The following is a 20601-nucleotide window of genomic DNA, read 5'->3' as shown; positions in this document are numbered from 1 at the left end:
TCTTTTTGATGTTTTGTATAGCAAATTAATGAGTAATTCAACCCAACAAAACAAAATTTTAGCATTCTACCTCGGTCAGCAGCCTGATTCACAAGGTCGGGCGATCGAGGATATGTGGTCGTGGGATTACCAGAAGCTGGAATCCGTGCACAATTACATTCAATGGCTGTTTCCCCTGAGAGAAAAGAGTCGCTTTAATTCCAGTGCTCCGACTTTAAATGATGAGGTAATTCAAGCTTTTAGAACAAGTGAAGAGTTGAGAAGTCGCTTAGTCAAATCTCTAAAAGTCATGCTAGCGTTTTACGGGTTGGAATGCCGCGAAGGGGAAAACGCAGAAATTGTAATTACCAAATCGGCAGAATATTTGTCAAGAAAAAGAGAGTGGATTGAAAAATTTAATCACAACTACCTGCGGCTGACTAGGATTCTTACAAGTTTGACAGAGTTGGGATTGAAAAATTACGCTTTAGCTCTTTTCAGGTGTTTGGATGAGATATATAATGAAAATCAAAAAATTATTGGTTTAAACACTTATACATATTGGAAAAATGCTGTAAATACTTAAATCGAGCGAAGCCAATCAGCGGGACAGTAACCGAACGCTACGAACACAATAAATAATGGATAAAGCAATTACAGAAAATCACGCTCAGTCGGGCAGAGAAATTTATCAAAGGATTTCCAACAACATTCAAAAAGTGGTGAAAGGGCAATCAGCAGCAATCAGGAAATTGCTGTCAGCCTTTGTGAGTGGCGGGCACGTCCTCCTAGAAGATTATCCCGGTACAGGTAAAACTACCCTAGCTAAAGCCCTAGCCTTATCTGTCGATGTCAGCTTTAAACGCATTCAATTTACACCTGACCTTTTGCCATCCGATATCTTGGGCATATCCATGCTCGACCCCAATCAACGCACGTTCCATTTCCACGAAGGCCCAATTTTTGCTAATATTATCTTGGCTGACGAAATCAATCGCTCATCACCGCGAACCCAATCCGCCCTCCTAGAAGCAATGGCAGAATTTCAAGTCAGCATTGACGGAAATTTGCACAAACTTAAAGACCCATTTTTTGTCATTGCTACTCAAAATCCAGTAGAATCTCGTGGCACTTATCCGCTTCCTGAAGCCCAAATGGATCGCTTTGCAGTTCAATTTAGTCTAGGATACATCTCCCCAGAAGACGAAGTTAACTTGCTCGGAGACCAAATTAATCAACATCCTATTGATACACTTCAAACCTGCGTTAATTTAGAGGATATAATTAGCTTAAAACAGCAGGTAAAGCAAGTTAGAATTAGTGAAGAATTGAAACGTTACCTCGTAGATATCGTCAATGCAACTCGCTCAGCCGAAGGCGTACAACTAGGGGCGAGTCCCAGAGCTTCCATAGCTTTAATGAAAATTGCTCAAGCATTAGCTTTGTTCGATGGCTATGAGTTTGTTACGCCAGAACATATTCAAGAACAGGCGGTATCAGTCATCGCTCATCGCCTAGTAATGGAACCTCAAGCGCGTTTTTCTGGCAGAATGGCCCCAGGTGTTGTTGAAGAAATTATCAAATCTATTCCTGTACCAGCCTAAAAAATGAAACGTTTTTTCTACGCTATTTTTCGCTTCTGTGCGCGTGTAAATCGCTCGCGAAAGAAGCGATTGACCAACAATGGGTTAGCAGTGCTTAGCTGCACGCTTTTAGCGGGAATTTTAGGATTAGATACTAATCAGACTGTGACTTATCAAATTTTTACTTTCCTGTTGTCAATTATAGGAATAGCCATAATTTTTAGTAAGTTTTTTCGCTTCCGCTTCAATGCAGTACGGTTCTTACCAAAGTTTGCAACTGTTGGAGTCACTTTAAAATACCGTATACTTATTCATAACAAAACTAACCAGAGTCAAAATAGCTTAAAATTGTGGGAAAATTTGGCCGACACATACCCCAGCTTTCAAGAATTTATAGAAACACCTGAACCCGGTGAAGAAAAGCGCACTTCATTGGATAAATACTTCGGCTATTATCGTTGGCTGTGGCTGATTTATAGAAAACAATGCGCCACAGCTAAAGTCATAGAATTGCCTCCTCTTCCACCCAATAGCAAAACAGAAGTGGTAGGTGAAATTACGCCGTCCTGCAGAGGTGTTATCCGCCTCCGTGGTCTAACAGTTACTAGGTCAGATCCTTTTGGGATTTGGAATGCTTGTAAAACAATTTCCTTGCCCCAATCTATGTTAATTTTACCCAAACTATATCATTTACCACCAATTCAGCTTCCTGGCTCAAGAAGATATCAATCAGGTGGCGTCACCTTAGCTTCATCCGTAGGAGATTCCGAGGAATTTAGGTCTCTGCGGGATTATCGACCGGGAGACCCGCTACGCAAAATTCACTGGAAAAGTTGGGCAAAAGCAGGTAAGCCAATGGTCAAAGAAGAACAGGATGAATTTTTTGTGAGGCACGCCCTAATTTTGGATACATTTCAAAGTGTAAAATATAGTGAAATTTTAGAAGAGGCAATTTCAATTGCTGCTTCATTATCCTATGAAGTTCAGACTCAAGAATCCTTATTAGATTTGATGTTCGTCGTTCAAGAAGCTTATTGTTTTACCTTTGGCAGAGGCTTGAACTCTACTGATAAAATGCTAGAAATTCTCGCCTCTGTCGGTGCCTGTCAGGATAAACTTTTTGACTCGCTCACCTCAGTTTTGATGGAAAAAATCTCTCTGCTAAGCGGTTGCATTTGTATATTTTTGTGTTGGGACGAACCTAGAAAAAGATTAGTAAATTATCTGAGAAGTCGCGGTATCCATACCTTAGTTTTAATTTTAACAGAGCGAGACGCTCAATTAGATAGCTTAAATTTAGAGTTGATTAAAGATGACTTAACAAGCTGCCATATTTTAAAGCTAGGTCAAATACAAGAGGAGTTAAGGAAACTATGAAAATGCCAGTGTTTCTTTTGGGTGTTAGTGTAATTTTTTGGGGCTGGCAGACGGGACTATGGTTTTTTGCTTTGCCAATTGCTCTGATTTTAGAGGCAGCTAACTGGTTGCCTTATCGGTGGGATTTTTCAGCTAGTGATTTTAGGCGCATTGCTAATTTATGCCTGATTTTTTTGTGCTGTTTGCTGGTTTATCTCCTGGTCGCCAACCGTTCTATTTACTTGATATATAATTTGTTGCAGTGGCTTCCTGGTGTATTTTTTCCACTGGTAGCTGCTCAGGTATATTCTGTCAAGGAAAGTCTGGATATACGCCTAATGTTTTTGTGGCTAAACAAGGCCACAAAAAAAGCACCACTTAACCCATTGATGGTGAATCTAAATTATCCATATTTTATCTGTTGTCTGCTATCCGCTAGTGCGACGAATAGTAGAGAGATATCTTTTTATGCTGGGATATTTGCATTAACCGCTATTGCTTTGTGGTCGGTGAGAACGAAAAGATTTTCATCTATTCTCTGGCTTTGTCTGATGTTAATTGCTGGCAGTATAGGATTTATAGGACAGATGGGTCTGCACCAACTTCACCTAGCAGTAGAACAGCAAACAATTTCCTGGCTTAGTAATGGAAATTCTCAAGAAACAGATTTTTTGAAAAAACAAACGAACATCGGGTCAGTGGGATTATTAAAACAGTCAAATGAAATTATTTTTAGAGTTGCTCCTGAAGCTAAACAGACTCCTCCCCGACTGCTAAGAGAAGCCACTTATAATCGCTACAACTCTTCACTTTGGCTCGCCTTAAATCCTAACTTTGTTCCCGTACAACCAAAGATTAATGGCACAACTTGGGATTTAGGCGACCAACTACCGAATCCATCAACGATTACTATTTCGGCTACACTCCCAGGCAACCAAGGTTTATTAAAGCTGCCCGATGGAACTTTTAAAATTGACGCCTTGCCTGTCAGTCAGATGGAAAAGAATAAATATGGCACAATTAAAGTGGTGGGGAAAGTTGATATGCTGGCTTATCGAAGCTACTTTAATAATAATTTTTCTGTAGATAGCCCGCCGACAGAAGACGACCTGCAAATCCCAAAATCAGAAATGGCGGCACTGAATAAAATCCTCAGCCAAATGGATATTCAAGGCCAGTCTCCACCACAAATATTAGATAAAATAGAGTGGTTTTTCCTAAAAAATTTCGTTTATTCACTGAAGCTTAGGGGCCAAGATAATGATGCTACGCCTCTATCAACATTTTTACTGAACACTCGCTCTGGACATTGTGAATATTTTGCTACTGCTGCGACACTTCTCCTGAGAAAACTCGGTATTCCAGCCCGTTATGCTGTTGGATATTCTGTTCACGAATTTAGTTCTTTGGAGAACCAATATATTGTCAGAAGTCGCCATGCTCATGCTTGGACTTTGGCTTATATGGCGGGCAAATGGCAAGCTTTTGATCCTACGCCTTCTGATTGGGAAAGCATGGAGGATGCTGCTGCTCCCCCAGGGGCATTTATCTCTGATTTATGGTCGCTATTGAGTTACAAATTTGTGCTGGGGTTGCGATATTTATCAGGTAGCAATGGATTGAAGTACGGGGGAGTCCTCCTGCTGGGATTAATATTTTTTTGGAGGTGTAATCCTAATTTTAAGAAAAATGTACGCCTTTTATCTAAGAAACAAAGCTGGCTAAAAGCTATTTATAACAAAGATTCGTTGAGTCCGAAATCGGAATTTTATTTAATCGAACAGGCGTTAAATGAGTCGGGAGTGATTCGCCCTCCTTCCGAGTCTTTGAAAAATTGGATCGAGAGGTTAAAAAAAGAAAAACCGGAGTTATATTGTCTCGAAGAGTTAGCATTGTTGATTGAGATTCATTATTGCGATCGCTTCGATCCAAAAGGAATTCAAGACGCACAAAAAGCGGAATTTAAATTGGCAATTCAATCCTGGATCGAGCAATATCGCAGGCAGGCGATCGCCTTAAACTCTCAGGTTAATAAAAGCGGTAAGTCTACTATAGCTTTTCTCAGGTAGATCATGTACAGATTTAGATTTTAAAGTGGGGGATTGAGGATTTTTTAATTGATTCGTAAATGACCAACTTATTCAATCTCAAATTGAACCTCACTTAATTGATAACCGCTATATATACCTTTTCTAAATCACTTGTACAAGACCGTCGGTTATTAGACAAGTCACAATTGCTTTATGCCTACTTAAGAGAAGAGCCTTATCAGGGTACTTATACAATTAATTTACCCTCCGATTAAGACATTGGTCGAACAGCAACAGTGGAAACTAGCTCATAACTCAGATGTTGCAGCATTGTCAAGAACGGGCAAGATGCCCGTTCCACAAAGAGTGAGTTTTCTTGTGGAACAGGCATCTTGCCTGTTCCTAAACAAGTAATTGAGAATGGTACAAGATGTGAGTCATAATCCACTTGTGTGTACGCGGTAGCCTTAAAAAGGGGGACGAAAGAGAAGATTCTTGTCCCCCCGCAACGATTCGGGGAGCGCCGGGGGATCGGGTCTTAATTGCTACACAGAAGACTCGCACTAAATTTGAGGTTAAGTTGACACCAATGGGCATTGTCATGTCCCTACCTGCCGCCTCGTCGAAAAAAAATTTTAAATCCTTTGAACCTTTTTTGCGATCGCCCTGTCTAAACACTTCAGATAACGAACTGGTGGGGGAGACTTCACAGGTGTTAGCTGTGTCAGCCAATGTTTTAATCGATGACTGTTCCGACTCGGACTTAGTTGCTCAATGTTTAAAGGGCGATCGCACTTGCTTTCGCTACCTTTACCAACGCTACCAACACAAAGTCAGGTCAACCCTTTACCAACTCTGCGGCCCGTCGCTTCTTGACGATTTAGCACAAGAAGTATTCCTGCGAGTCTGGAAAGGATTGCCCAAACTCAAGCACCAGGAAAACTTTTCTACTTGGCTTTATCGAATCACTTGGAATGTGGCTTCCGACCAAAGACAAGCATTTGCTAAACAGCATTCTTTTGACTCCAAACTCAAAAATCAAGAAACAATGGATCGGGTTATTCTCAAAGATAACACATCGGACTTGATGCAGTTGCACTATCAAGATTTAGTGCAGCGGGGACTGGAGCAATTGAGCTTTGAACACCGCAGCGTTTTGGTGCTGCACGACTTAGAAGACATCCCGCAAAAAGAAGTAGCCCAAATTTTGGGACTGCCGGCGGGGACTGTCAAATCTCGCGTGTTTTATGCCCGAAATTCTCTGCGGCAATTTTTGCAAAAAGAAGGTGTCAGCGAGCTATGAATAACCCAAGCAGCGACCAAGAGTTAGTAAATTTCTTGAAGCAACATCGCCCAAATATTCCTGAAGCTGCACCAGATTTAGAGCTAAAAATTTTAGCAGCAATAGAAAGTAATCAGGCGAGCATTGTTAATGAAATCCACCGGGAAAAAACGCGAGTAACTACGTCACCTAAGTCTAATGACAGGTTAAAAGTATCATCTGTTTCTAAGTGGGCTGTGTCGTCTGCGATTGCTGCTGGTCTGCTATTTTTTGGGTCTGGCTACCGTCCGTTTCAGACAGCACAATTGCCAGATGAGGAAACAGCTAAGTTAGAAGCATTTTTAGTTACTAACTGGGAGGGTGTCCTCCATGATTCTCCCCAAGAAAATATGACCGATCGCTCGCAAACAGGCTGGTTGACTTTCAGCCCTGATGCTGACAGCGAACCGCCAACAAATAAGTAATATCAAAGAGGCAATTTTCATGTCAATTCGTCGTATTTCTGCCCTAGCCGTTTTAATGCTGACTCTCGGCAGCACAGCCGCAGCAATAGCAGTTCCTAATCCCCTTGAACCGGAAACAATTGCCCAAAACCAGCGTCCCAATCGACCAGGTGGCCGGGAAGGTGGGATGTTCGAGAAACTTAATTTAAGCGCAGACCAAAAGCAGCAAATGCAGGCAGTGCGCGATCGCTACAAAGACCAAGTTTCCCAGCGGATGCAAGCAGTCCGCCAAGCCAGACAAGAATTGGAAACGATGATGTCCGGCACGGAAAATGCCAGCCAAATACGCGACAAACACCGTCAAATAATCGGATTGAGGCAGCAGTTGGAAGAGGTGCAATTTGAAATTACACTCGCAATGCGAGAAGTGCTCACGGCGGAACAGCGCAGCCAATTAGCTCAACTGATGCAGCAGCGCCGACAAACTGTTAAAAACCGGATGCAAAACGGTCAAAAACCGCAGTAATTGACGATTAGTGTAGAGTGAATCGCAGGGTGCTTACGCACTCTGCGATTCATTGTAAGCAGGTAGAAATCAATAAATACAGGCATCGATAAACGCTGCTTTTCTGTAATCTACGCGATGGCTTTCTATCTTCGGATAATTCGTCTAAAAAGTAAGGGATTTCAAGTCTATGCGCTGGATTTCTCTCTTGGGATAATCAGTAAATATGTTCATCTACTTAGGGTCTTATTTTTTTATTTAATAACTCATTTTAAGTTAAAATAATTAGTTGAGAAGTCTCATAAAAATTTCTGGATGAATCTACAGAACGATTGGAGTTACATTTATTTACACGGATTTGCTTCAAGTCCCGATTCCCTTAAGGCAAAATATTTCCTAGATCGCTTTTCTTCCCTAGGAATTGACCTAAAAACTCCCGATCTCAATCAAAACGATTTTTCGGGGCTCACTCTCACCCGCCAGTTGCAGCAAATAGAAACAGAATTTCTGCAAACCCAATCCTCCCAATCGGCAGAAAAGGTAAAAGAATTAGGCGGAGTTACAATAATAGGGTCTAGTTTTGGGGGGCTAACAGCGGCTTGGTTGGCCCAGCGGCAATTGTCCGTCAAACAAATAGTTTTGTTAGCACCGGCTTTTGACTTTATCTCCCACTGGCTGCCGCTGTTGGGACAGCAACAGTTAGAAAAGTGGCAGTCTGAGAAATATTTGCCCGTTTACCACTACGGCGAACAAGGTTATCTGCCGCTGAATTATCAGTTTGTGGCAGATATGGCTCAATACCCTGAACAAAAATTAATTCGGTCAGTCCCTACGTTAATTCTTCACGGCAAGCATGATACAATAATACCGATTCAAGCTAGCAGAGATTTTGCCGCTAACCGTCCCTGGGTGCAATTAATCGAATTAGAAGACGATCATTCTTTGGGAAATGTCCTAGCGGAAATGTGGGAAGCGATTCAAAAGTTTTGCCAATTCAAAAATTAAAATTTGACCAACTTGCAAGTCTTAACACTCAAATGACTGAACAAGATCGATCGACTCGCACCTTAGCCGTTGACATTGGCGGAAGCGGCATCAAAGTTATGGTTTTGGACAATGAAGGCGAGCCCCAAACGGAACGCAGCCGTTTAGAAACGCCTCAACCACCGAAACCGGAACCCGTACTAGAGGCGATCGCCTCTTTAGCCAGTGGACAAGGGGAATTTGACCGAGTATCCGTCGGTTTTCCCGGTGTCGTGCGTCTAGGCGTTATCAAAACCGCAGTGAATTTAGATCCGTCTTGGATAGATTTTGACCTAGAAACTACCCTCAAAGATCGCTTGGGAAAACCTGTGCGAGTGGCTAACGATGCCGATATTCAAGGATTGGGAGCAATTGCGGGGACGGGGGTAGAATTAGTAATTACCCTTGGTACCGGTTTCGGTTCTGCCTTATTTGTCGATGGTATCTTGGTGCCAAATCTAGAATTAGGACATCACCCGTTTCGCAAAGGGGAAACTTACGAACAGCAATTAGGGCGATCGACATTAGATACAGTGGGTTCCAAAAGATGGAATCGCCGTCTGGAAAAAGCGCTCACCTATCTGCAAAATCTCTTTAACTGCGATCGCATTTACATCGGCGGCGGCAATACTAAAAAGATTGCTTTTGAGTTACCGCCACAGGTTAAAATAGTACCAAATGTTAGCGGTTTATTGGGCGGGATTGCTTTGTGGCGCGATTGAATAAACTTGGTGGCAAAAATGCCCATCAATATCAAAGAAACCGGATTTTTTGGTTGGATTAAAGGCAATAATCCACTCTTTCAGTTAAAAACCCGGTTTCTGAATCCACGTCCGTTGATTTGGTTTTTGGCTTGTGCCACCACCGTTTAAACAATTATTCGCCCATCGGATCGCGGTAGCGTTTGGGTTCATCCTTGCGAAACAGATTCGCCAAACCGAGGATGCCCAACAAACCCAAAGCACCCCAATGATTGTTGTCTTCTTTGCTTTCTTGAAGGGGAGTTGTGTCTAGAACAACTCCATTAGACTCAGTATTGTTCTGGGTAGACTCGGTATTGTTCTGTGCAGGAGCTGAGTTAGTTTGAGCTGAGGCAGGCATAGCTGAAGGGAGAACAGCCAAACTCAAAGCTATGAGGGTAGCGGCGGCATTTTTAGATATATCGGAAGGCTTGACTTTCATACTTGGTTTCCACAGATTAGCAGTTACTTTCTAAGAATAATCAATTTGCTGCAGCCGACGCATCAATCGATCGACAGAAACTAAATCTCCCTCTCCTCTTGCTTTCGAGATAGAACAAGCTCTATGCTAAGTTCAGATGCTTCTAAGCAAATTATCTAAAATAAAAAGTCGTAAATTATACCATGCTTCCCTTTATCCGAAAAGATTTAGCCGAACTTACCGCATACACTCCCCATCCGGGCGGCACATCAGGAGAACCAGCGCACTCGGAAAGTGCGATCGATCGCCTCGATACCAATGAATGCCCCTACGAGTTGCCAGAAGAATTTAAAAAAAAGCTAGCTTGGACTTACCAGCAGTTAATTGAGACAAATCGTTATCCCGACGGAGGCCACGCCGCCCTCAAAGAGGCGATCGCCCAATACGTCAATGAATCAATCACAATCCCCGCCCTTAACAAGGGGGGGCTAGGGGCAGAATCTATTCCTGTCCCCCCCCTTAACAAGGGGGGGCTAGGGGGGGTTACACTGCCAAAAACCGCCATTACAGCCGACAATATTTCTGTGGGCAACGGTTCCGACGAACTAATTCGATCCATCTTAATAGCTACTTGTTTAGGCGGTAGCGGCTCTATTTTAGTTGCGAATCCCACCTTTTCGATGTATGGAATAATCGCCCAAACCCTCGGCATTCCCGTTGTGAGTGTTCAGCGGAAAGAGGAAAATTTTGAAATCGATATCGAGGCTGCTAAAAGGGATCTCGCCCAAAATCAAAATCCCCCCGTGCGCGCCGTCTTTGTCGTTCATCCCAATTCCCCCACCGCCAATGCTTTGACAATCGATGAAATAGAATGGTTGTCAACTTTACCCGAAGAGATATTAGTAGTAATTGACGAAGCTTATTTTGAATTTAGCCAAAATACTTTAGCAGACCAATTGCACCATCACCCGAATTGGATAATTTTGCGGACATTTTCCAAAGCCTTTCGACTAGCATCAATGAGAGTCGGATATGCGATCGCCCATCCCGAACTCACAGCCACCTTAGAAAAAATCCGTCTCCCCTACAACCTTCCCAGTTTCTCGCAAACAGCAGCCGAGTTTGCCCTAGCGCAGCGGCAGTTATTGCTAGCAACCATTCCCGAAACTCTATCAGAAAGAGCCAAATTAATTGCAGCGCTAACTCAGCATCAAAAATTGCAAGTTTGGCCGAGTGCGGCTAACTTCGTTTACCTGCGGTTGAAAGCCGGTGAGGGCGAATCTGCCGAACAGGGACACCAACAAATCATGCAGCAGCTAAAAGAGGGAGGTACTTTAATTAGGCATACTGGAGGAGGTTTGCGAATTACGGTGGGTAGCCCGGAGGAAAATCAGCGAACAGTCGATCGAATTGGAGAAATTTTTGACAACTCATAATATTCGGTATCTAGTTTCTGCTTAACACAAAAATAACTTTGGAGAAGATATATATGCTTCAAGGAAAGGTTTTACGGGTTGCTCGTCCAACGGATTGCCTGGATCGAGTTGTTCATTTCTACACAGAGGGTTTAGGGCTGCAAATCCTCGATAGTTTTGAAAACCATGAAGGTTTTGACGGAGTAATGGTTGGGATGCCAGGAGAAAGCCACCACTTTGAATTCATCCATCAACGGGGACATATTGTAGGTGGCGCTCCAACTCAAGACAATCTTATCGTCTTTTATCTTCCTAACCAACAAGAATGGCAGCAGGTTGTTGAGCGAATGAAAGCAATGGGATTTGAGCCAGTAAACTCCTACAATCCCTACTGGGACAAAGATGGAGTGACCTTTGAAGACCCAGATGGCTATCGAGTCGTTTTGCAGAATGCCGAGTGGATCTTGTAGCAGCGCGATCGCAGCATAAGGTATCTACACCAATTTATAACTGATCATTTCCTTGCCGCGCCGCCCGAATGGTTTGGGGAAATACGCCTACTAAAAGTGCCAAAGCTTCATCGGGAATTTGTGCCACCGTTTCCGAATCCAAATATTGTTCAAACTGAGTTAAAACCATTTGTGCGCGTTCCAAAGCTGCCGGCTTTGCCGTTAACTGTTCCATTAACCGCACCCACTGCCGCCGAATTCCCAAAGCTTTCTGTATTTCTTCGGGAGAGTGAGGGCAAACCAAACAAAAATCGCCCACGGGAATCGCCTGCTGAGAATCAACATCAAAAGCGCCCCCAACGGCAGCCCCAGGCCCGGCAAACTCCGCGTGGAAACGTTTAATCAAAATTAGGCCGTTCCGGCGACGGCTATCTACCATCAACAGCTTGCCGCTGTTGATTTCTGCGAGAATGTCAGAGGAGTGGGGGTGTTCTGTCAAATCTGTGCCAAGGTTTCGATTTCGCAAGTCCGGGTCAGCAGAAAGGCCGAGGCGGACAATATAATTAGAGGTAAGATTAGAGCTGGTTGAAGTATCAATTTTTTTCTCCTCCCGCTGCCGATCGAGATTATTCATTTAAAGTTATAAATTAATACTGTCACAAGGTGGTAGTTTGAGCGCGATCGAATATCAAATGCAGGTAGAACAAGCAGTAGACACCCTGAAAGCGGATCTCCCGACGCTTTTTGAGAAAGACATCTCCTACGACATCTACACAAAAGATGTTTATTTTCAAGACCCTGTTAACAAATTTAAAGGAAAAATCAACTATCGCATTATCTTTTGGACTCTGCGATTTCACGGGCAGCTATTCTTTAACGAGATTTACTTCGACCTGCACGACGTAGGTCAGACAGCCCCTGATACTATTGTGGCAAATTGGACTGTTCGCGGGACACTGCGGGTTCCTTGGAAAGCTCGGATTTTTTTTAACGGCTACTCTACTTATCAACTGGATAAAGACGGTTTAATTTACGAACATATCGACACTTGGGACAGAGAGCCCGGAGAGATTTTAAAGCAGTTTTTCCGCAAGGGAGAGGAGGCGACCCAAGTATAAGCCAAAAAGGTCGATCGCGCCTCGCCATCAGGGCCGACAACCGAATTAACTTATAATGGCTAAAATAATCATCATCCCTCCGATTCATTTTCTGCTATTTGTAAATTGCTAAAATGATTGTCGCCTCTGATTCATTTTCTGCTATTTGCACTCCTGAAAAACATCATGGCTGATATTGTCCAGACTGCCACCAATGCCGGCTCTTTCAAAACCCTCGTGACTGTTATTGAAGCGGCTGGTTTGTTAGATTTATTGCAAAGTCCGGGCCCCTACACCGTCTTAGCACCAACTGATGAGGCATTTGCCAAAATTCCTACGAACACTATTACCTCTTGGCTGGAAGACATACCCAAGCTCAAGAAAATTCTGACCTATCACGTTCTGTTTGGCGAGGTACTAACTGAGAATTTGCTTGAGTTAAGTTCTGCTGAAACAGTGGAAGGTTCTGTGGTAGGAATTGATACTTCTGACGGCATTAAAGTGAATGAGGCTAAAGTTATCACTTCAGATATTCTTGCCGACAATGGCGTCATTCATATCATTGATGCGGTGCTAATACCAGCATTGGTTGCAGCATAATCAAACTTGCGGCATCTCTAAATTTAGTAGGGTGCTTATGGGCGCACATTACATTTTAAACTAGAGAACTTACGCAAGTGTCACAATTAGTAAGGTGCGTCAGGGCCCAAACCCTCGATCGTGCGTCCATAACTCGGTCTGACGCACCCTACAAGTCTATTGGCTCGTGACACTTGCGTAATTGCTGAACTAATTATCCGAACCTAAAATCAATCCCGATCGCGCCGGCAGCATCAATTCTAAAAGGCGAGTTTCCCCGTCACCTTTCCAAACAAACTCGCCTTTACCGAACAGCAATTTCTCGTGAGGAGATTTCAAATTAGCTGCCTCAAAGCTAATCTTAGCTTCTTCGGTCGCGACATTGACAGCCACAACTATTTCCTCATCCCCCAAAATTCGGGCAAAAACGTAAACCGTTCCTTCAGCAAACAGAATTTGGTACGAACCAGTGCGGAGGGCAGCGTATTTGTGCCGCAAAGCTATCAACTGCTTGTGATAATCTAAAACATCAAGTTCCCAGTGAGCTTCTAAGGGAAAACCGCGGCGGGAATCGGGGTCTAGAGCACCGGGTAAACCAACTTCATCGCCGTAGTAAATGCTGGGAGCTCCCGGAAAAGTTAACAGCAGCAAAGTAGCGAGTTCGACGCTAGCTTTATCGCCCCCAGCAATTGACAGCAACCTAGCTGTATCGTGACTGGCCAACAAATTAAGTTGAGTTAGCTGTATCGGCCACGGGTAGAGTTCCAAAACGTGCTGAATTTTGTCGCCGTACTCTTTAGCAAACAGCGGCGGATAGGGATGGTAAGAACGGCCTTCAATTTGTGCTAAATCTACTCTGTCACCCGCTGCAAAAGCAATAGTTGGGGCAGCAAAAAGATAATTCATCACGCCGTCAAATTGACTGCCATCGAGCCATTCTCTCGCATCTTCCCAAACTTCGCCGACAATGTAAGCTTCGGGATTAATTGCTTTAACTCGTTCTCGAAATTCCTGCCAAAATCCCGGGGTTTTAATTTCAAAAGGAACGTCCAGCCGCCAGCCATCGATGCCGAATTTAATCCAATATTCGGCGATTTCCATGATATATTCTCGCACTTCTGGATTATCGTGATTGAATTCAGGAAGTGCTCGATTCCCATCCCAACCGGCATAGTTAGCAGGAAAATTGCCGTCGTAGGCAGATAGCGGCCAGCCTTCAATTTTAAACCAATCCACCCAAGGAGAATGGGGGCCGTTTTCGAGGATGTCGTGAAAGAAGAAAAAGCCGCGGCTAGCGTGGTTGAATACGCCGTCTAGGACAATTTTGATGTTGCGATCGTGAGCGGCGTCTAGAAGCTCTTTAAAAGCCGGATTGCCACCCAACATCGGATCGACTTGATAGTAGTCGTGGGTGTGGTAGCGGTGATTGCAGGCCGACTGAAATATGGGGGTGAAATAAATTGCGTTAATGCCTAAGTCTTGCAAGTAGTCTAGCTGTTCCATTACCCCCCACAAGTCGCCGCCTTTGTAGCCTTGCAGGGTGGGGATTGCGTGCCATTCTTCCCACATGAAGTTTTGCAGCAGGCGTTTGCGAGGCTGTTTGCTTTTGGCGAAGCGATCGGGGAATATTTGGTAGAATACCGCGTGTTTAACCCAGTCCGGCGTTTGAATTTGCATACACTTTTTCTAGCTTTTAGGGGTTAGGCTACAGTAGCAGATGTTTGTTGCGGATCTAGCTTTTGGTAGAGAATAGACATTTGATCCCATTTTGTCGATCGACAAATTGTAAAAAATTACACAAATTTGCAGTCAATCTAAGATTGAAAACTGACTCTACCTAGAAATTTATCGTCCCGACGGGCGGTGCTTCCTGAGTCCTGTGGAGTCGCACAAACTCTGATAACAGGAACGCCAGCAAAAAAAACCGGCTCAAATTCAAGCAGAACCCGATCGCACTTTGATCCCATACAGAGAGTCAGCGGGCGTGGCGGTGCGCTCGACCTGCCTTGAAAAACACCAACAGCGCCATGAGCCTCGATCGAGAAATGGTGAAAACGGGGGATTTACCCAAAAAACTTGTTATTAACAGCCCAAACCCCGAACCTTATTCTTTCCTTAAACTGCCTTTATTTATTGAAGGGTATTTTAACTCACAACTCAAAACTTTTTTAAATATCCATTATGGATTGATGGGTATTTTAACTCACAACTCAAAACTCCTAACTCCAGTCCCGCACACACTCCAACTCTCATAAACCGGGTTTTTTAACTCTTATTGAGGGTTTGAAGAAGTATTTGGATTAAACAACCCGGTTTGTGGGTAAGCGACTCAACTCATAACTCAAAACTCAAAACTTCCTTGCTCCCCCCCCTTGTCAAGAAGCCCTCACCATCCGACACTGTACTTGGAGAGTTAATCGACCCTAGGGAGAAAGTTCCTTGAAAAAAGTTTTAGCCATCATCCTCGGTGGCGGTGTAGGCACCCGCCTTTACCCCCTAACCAAATTGCGAGCCAAACCCGCAGTTCCCCTCGCAGGCAAATATCGCCTCATCGATATTCCTCTCAGCAACTGCATCAACTCGGAAATAGTCAAAATCTACGTCCTCACCCAATTCAACTCGGCCTCCCTCAACCGTCACATCGCTCGCACCTACCAGTTTTCCGGCTTCACCGAGGGATTTGCCGAGGTGCTCGCCGCCCAGCAAACTCAGGAAAACCCCAACTGGTTTCAAGGGACAGCCGACGCAGTTCGCCAATATCTCTGGCTGCTAGAAGAGTGGGACGTTGACGAATACTTAATTCTTTCGGGCGATCACCTCTACCGCATGGACTACCAGAAGTTTGTGCAGAGACACCGCGAAACCAATGCCGATATCACCCTCTCAGTTTTGCCTATGGACGAGAAGCGGGCGTCGGATTTTGGTTTGATGAAAATAGACGACAACGGCCGCATTGTTTCTTTCAGCGAAAAGCCAAAAGGCGATGCCCTCAAACAAATGCAGGTCGATACTACTAAACTGGGACTGACAGCGCAGCAGGCTCAGGAAAGTCCTTACATTGCTTCGATGGGGATTTACGTCTTCAAAAAAGAAGTTCTGATTAAACTCCTGAAGGAATCTCCCAACCAAACTGATTTTGGTAAAGAGATTATTCCGAATAATGCAAAAGACCACAACGTTCAAGCTTATTTGTTTGACGATTACTGGGAAGATATCGGAACCATTGAGGCTTTTTACGATGCTAACTTGGCTCTGACAAAACAGCCTCAGCCGCCTTTCAGTTTCTACGATGAAAATGCGCCGATTTATACTCGCCCGCGTTTCTTGCCGCCGACTAAGCTTTTAGATACTCACGTAACTGAATCGATTATTGCTGAAGGCTGCATTCTCAAACAGTGCCGGATCGACCATTCTGTGTTGGGAGTTCGATCGCGCATTGAAGCTGGATGTACGATTCAAGACACCCTGGTAATGGGTGCTGACTTCTACGAACCCGACGCCGAACGGCATTCGAGTTTGGACAGCGGCGGCGTCGCCCTCGGTATCGGTGCAGATACTACAATTCGCCGCGCGATTGTGGATAAAAATGCCCGCATCGGCCGCAATGTTCAAATAATTAATAAAGACCGAGTGGAAGAAGCCAACCGCGAAAACCAAGGTTTTTACATCCGCAGCGGCATTATCGTAGTTCTGAAAAATGCCACGATTCCTGATGGAACTATCATTTAGTTATTAGTCATTAGTCATTAGTCGTCAGTCATTAGTTTTTTAAGTTAAAATCTGTTACCTGCTTTTCAAGTGACTGATGATAAATAATGAAATTAGTGACAGATCACCAATGACCGATGACTGATGACTGATGACAAAATTCATTCTTTTTTTTGGTTGATTATTAATTCCCACCGCTGATGCGAGGTTGTCGAAATACTTGGCTTTATTCCAAGGCTCGCGCATTATGAATAAGCGACAGTCTCTGTTACTGTCTGCCGCGATACAGATATGTCCGCTCGCCTGCGTCTGGCGAATAGCTTTTGATTCTTGTATTTGCGCTGGTAGCACGACTGACAAATACGCTGCCCGTTTCTGAGTACCACAGCACTCTCGGAACTATCTTTCCAATCGTCGCAGCAGCCGCAAGGCCAACTTAGCAAATAATTCATAATGTTCGCACCCTCGTAGCGTTAAAAGCTTATCGCTCTACTATCCTATCTTAATGTTTTATAAAAGTGTGTGATGTAGCTAACAGACAGGGGAGAAATTATGTTATATTAGTTTGATTAAAATCTATTCAGAGGTTGTAAAAATAAAATTTTATAGCACTGGTCTGGGGAGAATAAAAAATATCGAGAAATTTTGTGGAATAACGGCGCAATTTAGAGTATTATATAGTCACAATTCAGAAACCCGATTTGGCAGAACTTGCTGATGAAAACCTGCTAAGATTTGGATTGGGTGATAAAGCTCATATCGAGAAGTTCGTAGGCGTAAGCCGGGGCGTAGCCATCGCACCGCGACCCGGAAAAAAAGAGCAAAAAAGATCGATCGTCCGCGCAAGTCAACCCTCCTGGGCTCGCGCCCGCCACAGCAGCAGCTTTCCCCCCCTCACCTCAATCGGGCTGCCGCCTCCCGAAAGCCCTAAGCCTCATAACTCCCCAAAAGTTTTCGCCGCAGGAGTTTCACCGTCTCAAAGCTCACAGCTATAGCAACGGCCTATAGGGTAAGGACGTTCCTTAATTGAGGAAAGCATTGTTTTTGCTGTCGAATGCCAAAATCATTTCTACAGCCGACTGCTCCGGCTCCCTTGTGCACGAGAGAGCCGAATGCTATAAAATCTTAAACAGCAGCAGAGTGCGGAAATTGCGATCGAACGCCCAGCAACAACCGAACTCGATCGAGTCCAAACCTTTGATAACCTATAATTTGAATGAGATGCCGCAGGCACTTTGGCTCCAGGCATTATACTAATGCGCCATCCTGCCGCTAATTTGGGATTTATTCTTTCTAACAACTAACAACTAACAAATAACAACTAATAAAGAGGGGATTGCTTAATGGCTGCAACAGATTTTAAAGACTATTACGCTATTTTGGGACTCAACAAAACTGCCACTTCTGACGAAATTAAAAAAACTTTCCGCAAACTAGCCCGCAAATATCACCCGGACATGAACCCCGGCAACAAAGAAGCCGAAGCTCGTTTTAAAGAAGTAAACGAAGCTTACGAAGTGCTCTCCGACCCTGAAAAACGCAAAAAATACGACCAATACGGTCAATACTGGAAGCAAGCTGCCACAACTCCAAGCGGATGGCCGGGCGGAGGCAGTACGAATGTAGACTTTGGCGGGGTTGACTTCAGCGAGTACGGCAGTTTTGACGAATTTATCAATGCCTTGCTAGGTCGCGCAGGTAGTAGTCCGGGTAGTGCCCGCAACGCCAAGTGGAATTACAGCAACTACCGCAACACCAGCGGCGGGCCCACCGGGTTTGGCGGATTTGAAGATTTCGCGGGGTACGAAAACCGCAGCGCAGGAAGCTCTCTCGACACCGAGGTCGCCATTTCCCTGACTCTGGGGGAAGCATTTCGGGGCACTTCCAAGCGAGTGGCCACGGGGGAAGTTTCGATTCCAGCAGGAGTGAAAACCGGCAGTAAAATTCGGATAAAAGGCAAAGGTCAAGTTGACCCCTACACGAAGCAACAGGGAGATTTGTACCTAAAATTAGAAGTGTTGCCTCACGCTTTCTTCCAGTTTGAGGGAGAGAATTTGGTCTGCGAAGTCCCGATAACTCCAGACGAAGCGGTGTTGGGAGCTTCAATTGAAGTGCCGGCGCCAGAAGGTACGATCACTGTGAAATTTCCCGCCGGGATTCGTTCGGGTCAGTCTTTGCGGTTGCGCGGCAAAGGATGGCCGAAACCCAAGAAAGACGAGCGGACTGATTTGTTGGTAAAAATTGCGATCGTGCCGCCGAAAGAAATTAGCAGTGTAGAACGCGAATGCTATGAAAAAATCAAAGCAAATCGCACTTTTAATCCTCGCAGTAATCTCAATCAGATGGTGCTTTGAAAAAACGTGCATTTATCGGGGGCAAATAATACCATTTCTTCAATATTCGCCAGGGACACAGCATTGTTGTGTCCCTACAGTATGCAAGCGCGATGTCATTTTAAAAAAAACCCTGTTAACAACTCAAATTTTATTCGCCCGTAATTTGCACTTTCCCACCTTCTCAAGACTCTTCACTAGCTCTTAGCTGAGTAGGTTGACTACCTTGTTTGATGTTGATGCTAATTTTTTTAGATCCTTTGTTCTCCAAGTCTCGGATGTAGTTGTTCGAGTTGTCCGAAGCTTCCTGTCTGCTGTCATAGGGCCCAAAGTAATAAGTACCCTTTGGCGAATCTGTATCCACTTCTACCCACCATCCGTCGCGTCGAGTGCTGCTAGCAGGTTGAGCTAGCACCCAAAAAGCCGTGAAAAACATACCCAACATAGAGATTTCAAACATATTTACCTCGGAGAACACTTAAGTAGTTTTTACTGTTCTCAATTTATCAACGCAACGAGAGCGATCGGCTCATCCTCAGTGCTGATTTGATCCCGATAAATTTTGGCAGTTAATGGTGGATCAAATCTGCATTTTGGTGGAGAAGAAGCCGACTTTTAAGCCACCCCTACAAATACAAAGTCCGCACGGTAAGGACTAGGACAAGATGATGCTTAATATTATTGTTGAGGCTTCAGTTAATGAAAAACGAACACAAAACTTAGGCAATCTTGACGCTCAGAAACCGGGTTATTTAACAGATACCCCTCGCGATAGATGGAGTATTTTAGTCAAAAAACCCGGTTTCTGGAGTCTGGACTATCAAAATTCTTAAGCCGCGATACTCTCGGAGAATTCACTGTCGCAAATCGTGAGTTCCGAAGGCTGACACCGTTTGATGCGGATGCTAACTCTTTTCGCTTTCTCGCTTTCCAGGTCTTCGATGTAGCCCGGAATATTGCTGGAGGCTTCTTTGTCGGTGTCGAAGGGGCCAAAATAGTAGGTACAGCGGGGCAAATCTGTGACGATTTCTACCCACCATTTCTCAGGGCTGCGGGGGCTGGAGCCAGCAAACACGGACAATACTGCGACGTAGATACAAAATAAATAAATTCCGAGCATTTTTCCTCTTTTGGGGTTATTTATTTTCTCACAGGACTTACGCCCTCGCGACTCTCATCAACCGGGTTGTTCAACTCCTGGCGATCGCCCTTTAGCAGAGACTTTCGTCCCTCAAACCCGGTTTCTGCGTTTAGGAATGTCTAAGTTTATCAAAGTAATTTGTGCGATCGCATCAACCTGAGTGCTGATTTTGAGGCGAGAATAGAATCCCAGTGAATCAACTATTTTGCCTTTAAATTTAAGCTTGATGGTGGGCTAGGAGTGGCTACCCCACAAGAGTTTAAGTACGCAGTAGTCGATCGATTAAATGGGCGACACCTTACTTCGGGAAATACGCCGGAATATATAGAATTTCTTGGGCAGATGAGGTATGAAATCAAACTTAATAACCTTGGCAACACAGGTTTGGGTGTATCCAATTTTTGTGAGAAAGGCTATATAGTCTTGGCGACTGCTTCGCGTATAGCTGACAGTGACATATAGCTTGGCCACACAGGTTTGGGTGTACCCAATTTTTGCGATCGAGACTATAGCGCGA

The 20601-nt window shown here is 44.3% G+C and carries 23 protein-coding genes; 17 read left to right on the top strand and 6 right to left on the bottom strand.

All coding sequences use genetic code 11. The annotated features are described in order from the left end of the window. The first annotated feature begins 28 nt into the window (after positions 1-28). From QT992_RS13750 to QT992_RS13710, 9 genes are all read left to right on the top strand, one after another. Entirely contained in the window at positions 29-565 is a 537-nt protein-coding gene (locus QT992_RS13750; RefSeq protein ID WP_333338558.1) for an opioid growth factor receptor-related protein, read from the top strand. Positions 566-620: 55 nt separating this feature from the next. After that, complete coding sequence (locus QT992_RS13745; RefSeq protein ID WP_333315446.1) at positions 621-1583, top strand: MoxR family ATPase; 963 nt, start codon at positions 621-623, stop codon at positions 1581-1583. Positions 1584-1652: 69 nt separating this feature from the next. Continuing rightward, the gene (locus tag QT992_RS13740; RefSeq protein ID WP_333338555.1) at positions 1653-2939 is read left to right on the top strand and encodes a DUF58 domain-containing protein; all 1287 of its coding nucleotides are present in this window, start codon (positions 1653-1655) and stop codon (positions 2937-2939) included. Between the two features lie 2 nt (positions 2940-2941). Continuing rightward, positions 2942-4987 (top strand): transglutaminase domain-containing protein, encoded by a 2046-nt coding sequence (locus tag QT992_RS13735; protein WP_333377118.1) that lies wholly within the window; start codon positions 2942-2944, stop codon positions 4985-4987. 550 nt (positions 4988-5537) lie between these two features. After that, entirely contained in the window at positions 5538-6251 is a 714-nt protein-coding gene (locus QT992_RS13730) for a sigma-70 family RNA polymerase sigma factor (RefSeq protein ID WP_333315452.1), read from the top strand. After that, positions 6248-6694, top strand: coding sequence for a hypothetical protein (locus QT992_RS13725; RefSeq protein ID WP_333315454.1), 447 nt, complete (start codon positions 6248-6250; stop codon positions 6692-6694). Before QT992_RS13730 ends, QT992_RS13725 begins: the two co-directional genes overlap by 4 nt. A 19-nt stretch (positions 6695-6713) precedes the next feature. Then, the gene (locus QT992_RS13720) at positions 6714-7199 is read left to right on the top strand and encodes a Spy/CpxP family protein refolding chaperone (RefSeq protein ID WP_333315456.1); all 486 of its coding nucleotides are present in this window, start codon (positions 6714-6716) and stop codon (positions 7197-7199) included. 294 nt (positions 7200-7493) lie between these two features. After that, positions 7494-8183, top strand: coding sequence for a YqiA/YcfP family alpha/beta fold hydrolase (locus QT992_RS13715; protein WP_333377115.1), 690 nt, complete (start codon positions 7494-7496; stop codon positions 8181-8183). Positions 8184-8215: 32 nt separating this feature from the next. After that, complete coding sequence (locus QT992_RS13710; RefSeq protein WP_333377113.1) at positions 8216-8923, top strand: ROK family protein; 708 nt, start codon at positions 8216-8218, stop codon at positions 8921-8923. 154 nt (positions 8924-9077) lie between these two features. Here QT992_RS13710 and QT992_RS13705 read toward each other — a convergent pair whose 3' ends face one another. After that, positions 9078-9383 carry a WGxxGxxG family protein gene (locus QT992_RS13705; protein ID WP_333338546.1) on the bottom strand — a complete coding sequence of 102 codons (306 nt, stop codon included), beginning with the start codon at positions 9381-9383 and terminating at the stop codon, positions 9078-9080. Positions 9384-9565: 182 nt separating this feature from the next. Between QT992_RS13705 and QT992_RS13700 the strand changes: the two genes are divergently transcribed. After that, positions 9566-10798 carry a histidinol-phosphate transaminase gene (locus tag QT992_RS13700; RefSeq protein WP_333377111.1) on the top strand — a complete coding sequence of 411 codons (1233 nt, stop codon included), beginning with the start codon at positions 9566-9568 and terminating at the stop codon, positions 10796-10798. A 53-nt stretch (positions 10799-10851) separates the two neighbouring features. Next, positions 10852-11247, top strand: a complete 396-nt coding sequence (locus tag QT992_RS13695) for a VOC family protein (RefSeq protein ID WP_333377108.1) — start codon at positions 10852-10854, stop codon at positions 11245-11247. A 34-nt stretch (positions 11248-11281) separates the two neighbouring features. On the opposite strand, the gene QT992_RS13690 is transcribed toward QT992_RS13695, so the two are convergent. After that, positions 11282-11860, bottom strand: a complete 579-nt coding sequence (locus tag QT992_RS13690) for a hypothetical protein (RefSeq protein ID WP_333377106.1) — start codon at positions 11858-11860, stop codon at positions 11282-11284. 58 nt (positions 11861-11918) lie between these two features. Between QT992_RS13690 and QT992_RS13685 the strand changes: the two genes are divergently transcribed. After that, positions 11919-12344 carry a DUF2358 domain-containing protein gene (locus QT992_RS13685; protein WP_333377129.1) on the top strand — a complete coding sequence of 142 codons (426 nt, stop codon included), beginning with the start codon at positions 11919-11921 and terminating at the stop codon, positions 12342-12344. 165 nt (positions 12345-12509) lie between these two features. Beyond that, positions 12510-12923, top strand: coding sequence for a fasciclin domain-containing protein (locus QT992_RS13680; RefSeq protein WP_333315467.1), 414 nt, complete (start codon positions 12510-12512; stop codon positions 12921-12923). A 189-nt stretch (positions 12924-13112) separates the two neighbouring features. On the opposite strand, the gene QT992_RS13675 is transcribed toward QT992_RS13680, so the two are convergent. After that, complete coding sequence (locus QT992_RS13675) at positions 13113-14579, bottom strand: glycoside hydrolase family 13 protein (RefSeq protein WP_333315469.1); 1467 nt, start codon at positions 14577-14579, stop codon at positions 13113-13115. Positions 14580-15341: 762 nt separating this feature from the next. Between QT992_RS13675 and QT992_RS13670 the strand changes: the two genes are divergently transcribed. Then, the gene (locus tag QT992_RS13670; protein ID WP_333315471.1) at positions 15342-16631 is read left to right on the top strand and encodes a glucose-1-phosphate adenylyltransferase; all 1290 of its coding nucleotides are present in this window, start codon (positions 15342-15344) and stop codon (positions 16629-16631) included. Positions 16632-16855: 224 nt separating this feature from the next. Here the strand turns inward: QT992_RS13670 and QT992_RS13665 are convergent, their stop codons facing one another. After that, entirely contained in the window at positions 16856-17062 is a 207-nt protein-coding gene (locus QT992_RS13665; RefSeq protein ID WP_333338533.1) for a hypothetical protein, read from the bottom strand. An 891-nt stretch (positions 17063-17953) separates the two neighbouring features. On the opposite strand from QT992_RS13665, the gene QT992_RS13660 reads away from it, so the two are divergent. Further along, positions 17954-18964: a J domain-containing protein gene (locus QT992_RS13660; protein WP_333315473.1), complete on the top strand. Its 1011-nt coding sequence runs from the start codon at positions 17954-17956 to the stop codon at positions 18962-18964. 163 nt (positions 18965-19127) lie between these two features. Here QT992_RS13660 and QT992_RS13655 read toward each other — a convergent pair whose 3' ends face one another. Then, the gene (locus tag QT992_RS13655; RefSeq protein WP_333315474.1) at positions 19128-19403 is read right to left on the bottom strand and encodes a DUF1816 domain-containing protein; all 276 of its coding nucleotides are present in this window, start codon (positions 19401-19403) and stop codon (positions 19128-19130) included. A 205-nt stretch (positions 19404-19608) separates the two neighbouring features. Here QT992_RS13655 and QT992_RS13650 point away from each other — a divergent pair, with 205 nt between their 5' ends. Next, a complete protein-coding gene (locus QT992_RS13650) occupies positions 19609-19776 on the top strand; it encodes a hypothetical protein (RefSeq protein WP_333315476.1) in 168 nt (55 codons plus the stop codon). Here QT992_RS13650 and QT992_RS13645 read toward each other — a convergent pair. Beyond that, entirely contained in the window at positions 19773-20063 is a 291-nt protein-coding gene (locus QT992_RS13645; RefSeq protein ID WP_333109629.1) for a DUF1816 domain-containing protein, read from the bottom strand. The genes QT992_RS13650 and QT992_RS13645 overlap by 4 nt on opposite strands. Positions 20064-20324: 261 nt before the next feature. Here QT992_RS13645 and QT992_RS13640 point away from each other — a divergent pair, with 261 nt between their 5' ends. Further along, complete coding sequence (locus QT992_RS13640; RefSeq protein ID WP_333338530.1) at positions 20325-20546, top strand: hypothetical protein; 222 nt, start codon at positions 20325-20327, stop codon at positions 20544-20546. Positions 20547-20601 lie beyond the last annotated feature (55 nt).

Source organism: Microcoleus sp. T3_D1 (assembly GCF_036700405.1).
Classification (GTDB): domain Bacteria; phylum Cyanobacteriota; class Cyanobacteriia; order Cyanobacteriales; family Microcoleaceae; genus Microcoleus.
The sequence above is the reverse complement of the archived record's forward strand: the minus strand, read 5'-3'. Positions and strand labels throughout refer to the sequence as shown.

What these genes read in the sequence shown, in the direction of transcription:
- QT992_RS13700 (WP_333377111.1), top strand. Translation starts at nt 9,566, where the DNA reads ATGCTTCCCTTTATCCGAAAAGATTTAGCCGAACTTACCGCATACACT.
- QT992_RS13660 (WP_333315473.1), top strand. Translation starts at nt 17,954, where the DNA reads ATGGCTGCAACAGATTTTAAAGACTATTACGCTATTTTGGGACTCAAC.
- QT992_RS13710 (WP_333377113.1), top strand. Translation starts at nt 8,216, where the DNA reads ATGACTGAACAAGATCGATCGACTCGCACCTTAGCCGTTGACATTGGC.
- QT992_RS13655 (WP_333315474.1), bottom strand. Translation starts at nt 19,403, where the DNA reads ATGTTTGAAATCTCTATGTTGGGTATGTTTTTCACGGCTTTTTGGGTG.
- QT992_RS13690 (WP_333377106.1), bottom strand. Translation starts at nt 11,860, where the DNA reads ATGAATAATCTCGATCGGCAGCGGGAGGAGAAAAAAATTGATACTTCA.
- QT992_RS13715 (WP_333377115.1), top strand. Translation starts at nt 7,494, where the DNA reads ATGAATCTACAGAACGATTGGAGTTACATTTATTTACACGGATTTGCT.
- QT992_RS13730 (WP_333315452.1), top strand. Translation starts at nt 5,538, where the DNA reads ATGGGCATTGTCATGTCCCTACCTGCCGCCTCGTCGAAAAAAAATTTT.
- QT992_RS13735 (WP_333377118.1), top strand. Translation starts at nt 2,942, where the DNA reads ATGCCAGTGTTTCTTTTGGGTGTTAGTGTAATTTTTTGGGGCTGGCAG.
- QT992_RS13745 (WP_333315446.1), top strand. Translation starts at nt 621, where the DNA reads ATGGATAAAGCAATTACAGAAAATCACGCTCAGTCGGGCAGAGAAATT.
- QT992_RS13680 (WP_333315467.1), top strand. Translation starts at nt 12,510, where the DNA reads ATGGCTGATATTGTCCAGACTGCCACCAATGCCGGCTCTTTCAAAACC.
- QT992_RS13705 (WP_333338546.1), bottom strand. Translation starts at nt 9,383, where the DNA reads ATGAAAGTCAAGCCTTCCGATATATCTAAAAATGCCGCCGCTACCCTC.
- QT992_RS13725 (WP_333315454.1), top strand. Translation starts at nt 6,248, where the DNA reads ATGAATAACCCAAGCAGCGACCAAGAGTTAGTAAATTTCTTGAAGCAA.
- QT992_RS13685 (WP_333377129.1), top strand. Translation starts at nt 11,919, where the DNA reads ATGCAGGTAGAACAAGCAGTAGACACCCTGAAAGCGGATCTCCCGACG.
- QT992_RS13650 (WP_333315476.1), top strand. Translation starts at nt 19,609, where the DNA reads ATGATGCTTAATATTATTGTTGAGGCTTCAGTTAATGAAAAACGAACA.
- QT992_RS13665 (WP_333338533.1), bottom strand. Translation starts at nt 17,062, where the DNA reads ATGAATTATTTGCTAAGTTGGCCTTGCGGCTGCTGCGACGATTGGAAA.
- QT992_RS13675 (WP_333315469.1), bottom strand. Translation starts at nt 14,579, where the DNA reads ATGCAAATTCAAACGCCGGACTGGGTTAAACACGCGGTATTCTACCAA.
- QT992_RS13720 (WP_333315456.1), top strand. Translation starts at nt 6,714, where the DNA reads ATGTCAATTCGTCGTATTTCTGCCCTAGCCGTTTTAATGCTGACTCTC.
- QT992_RS13645 (WP_333109629.1), bottom strand. Translation starts at nt 20,063, where the DNA reads ATGCTCGGAATTTATTTATTTTGTATCTACGTCGCAGTATTGTCCGTG.
- QT992_RS13750 (WP_333338558.1), top strand. Translation starts at nt 29, where the DNA reads ATGAGTAATTCAACCCAACAAAACAAAATTTTAGCATTCTACCTCGGT.
- QT992_RS13695 (WP_333377108.1), top strand. Translation starts at nt 10,852, where the DNA reads ATGCTTCAAGGAAAGGTTTTACGGGTTGCTCGTCCAACGGATTGCCTG.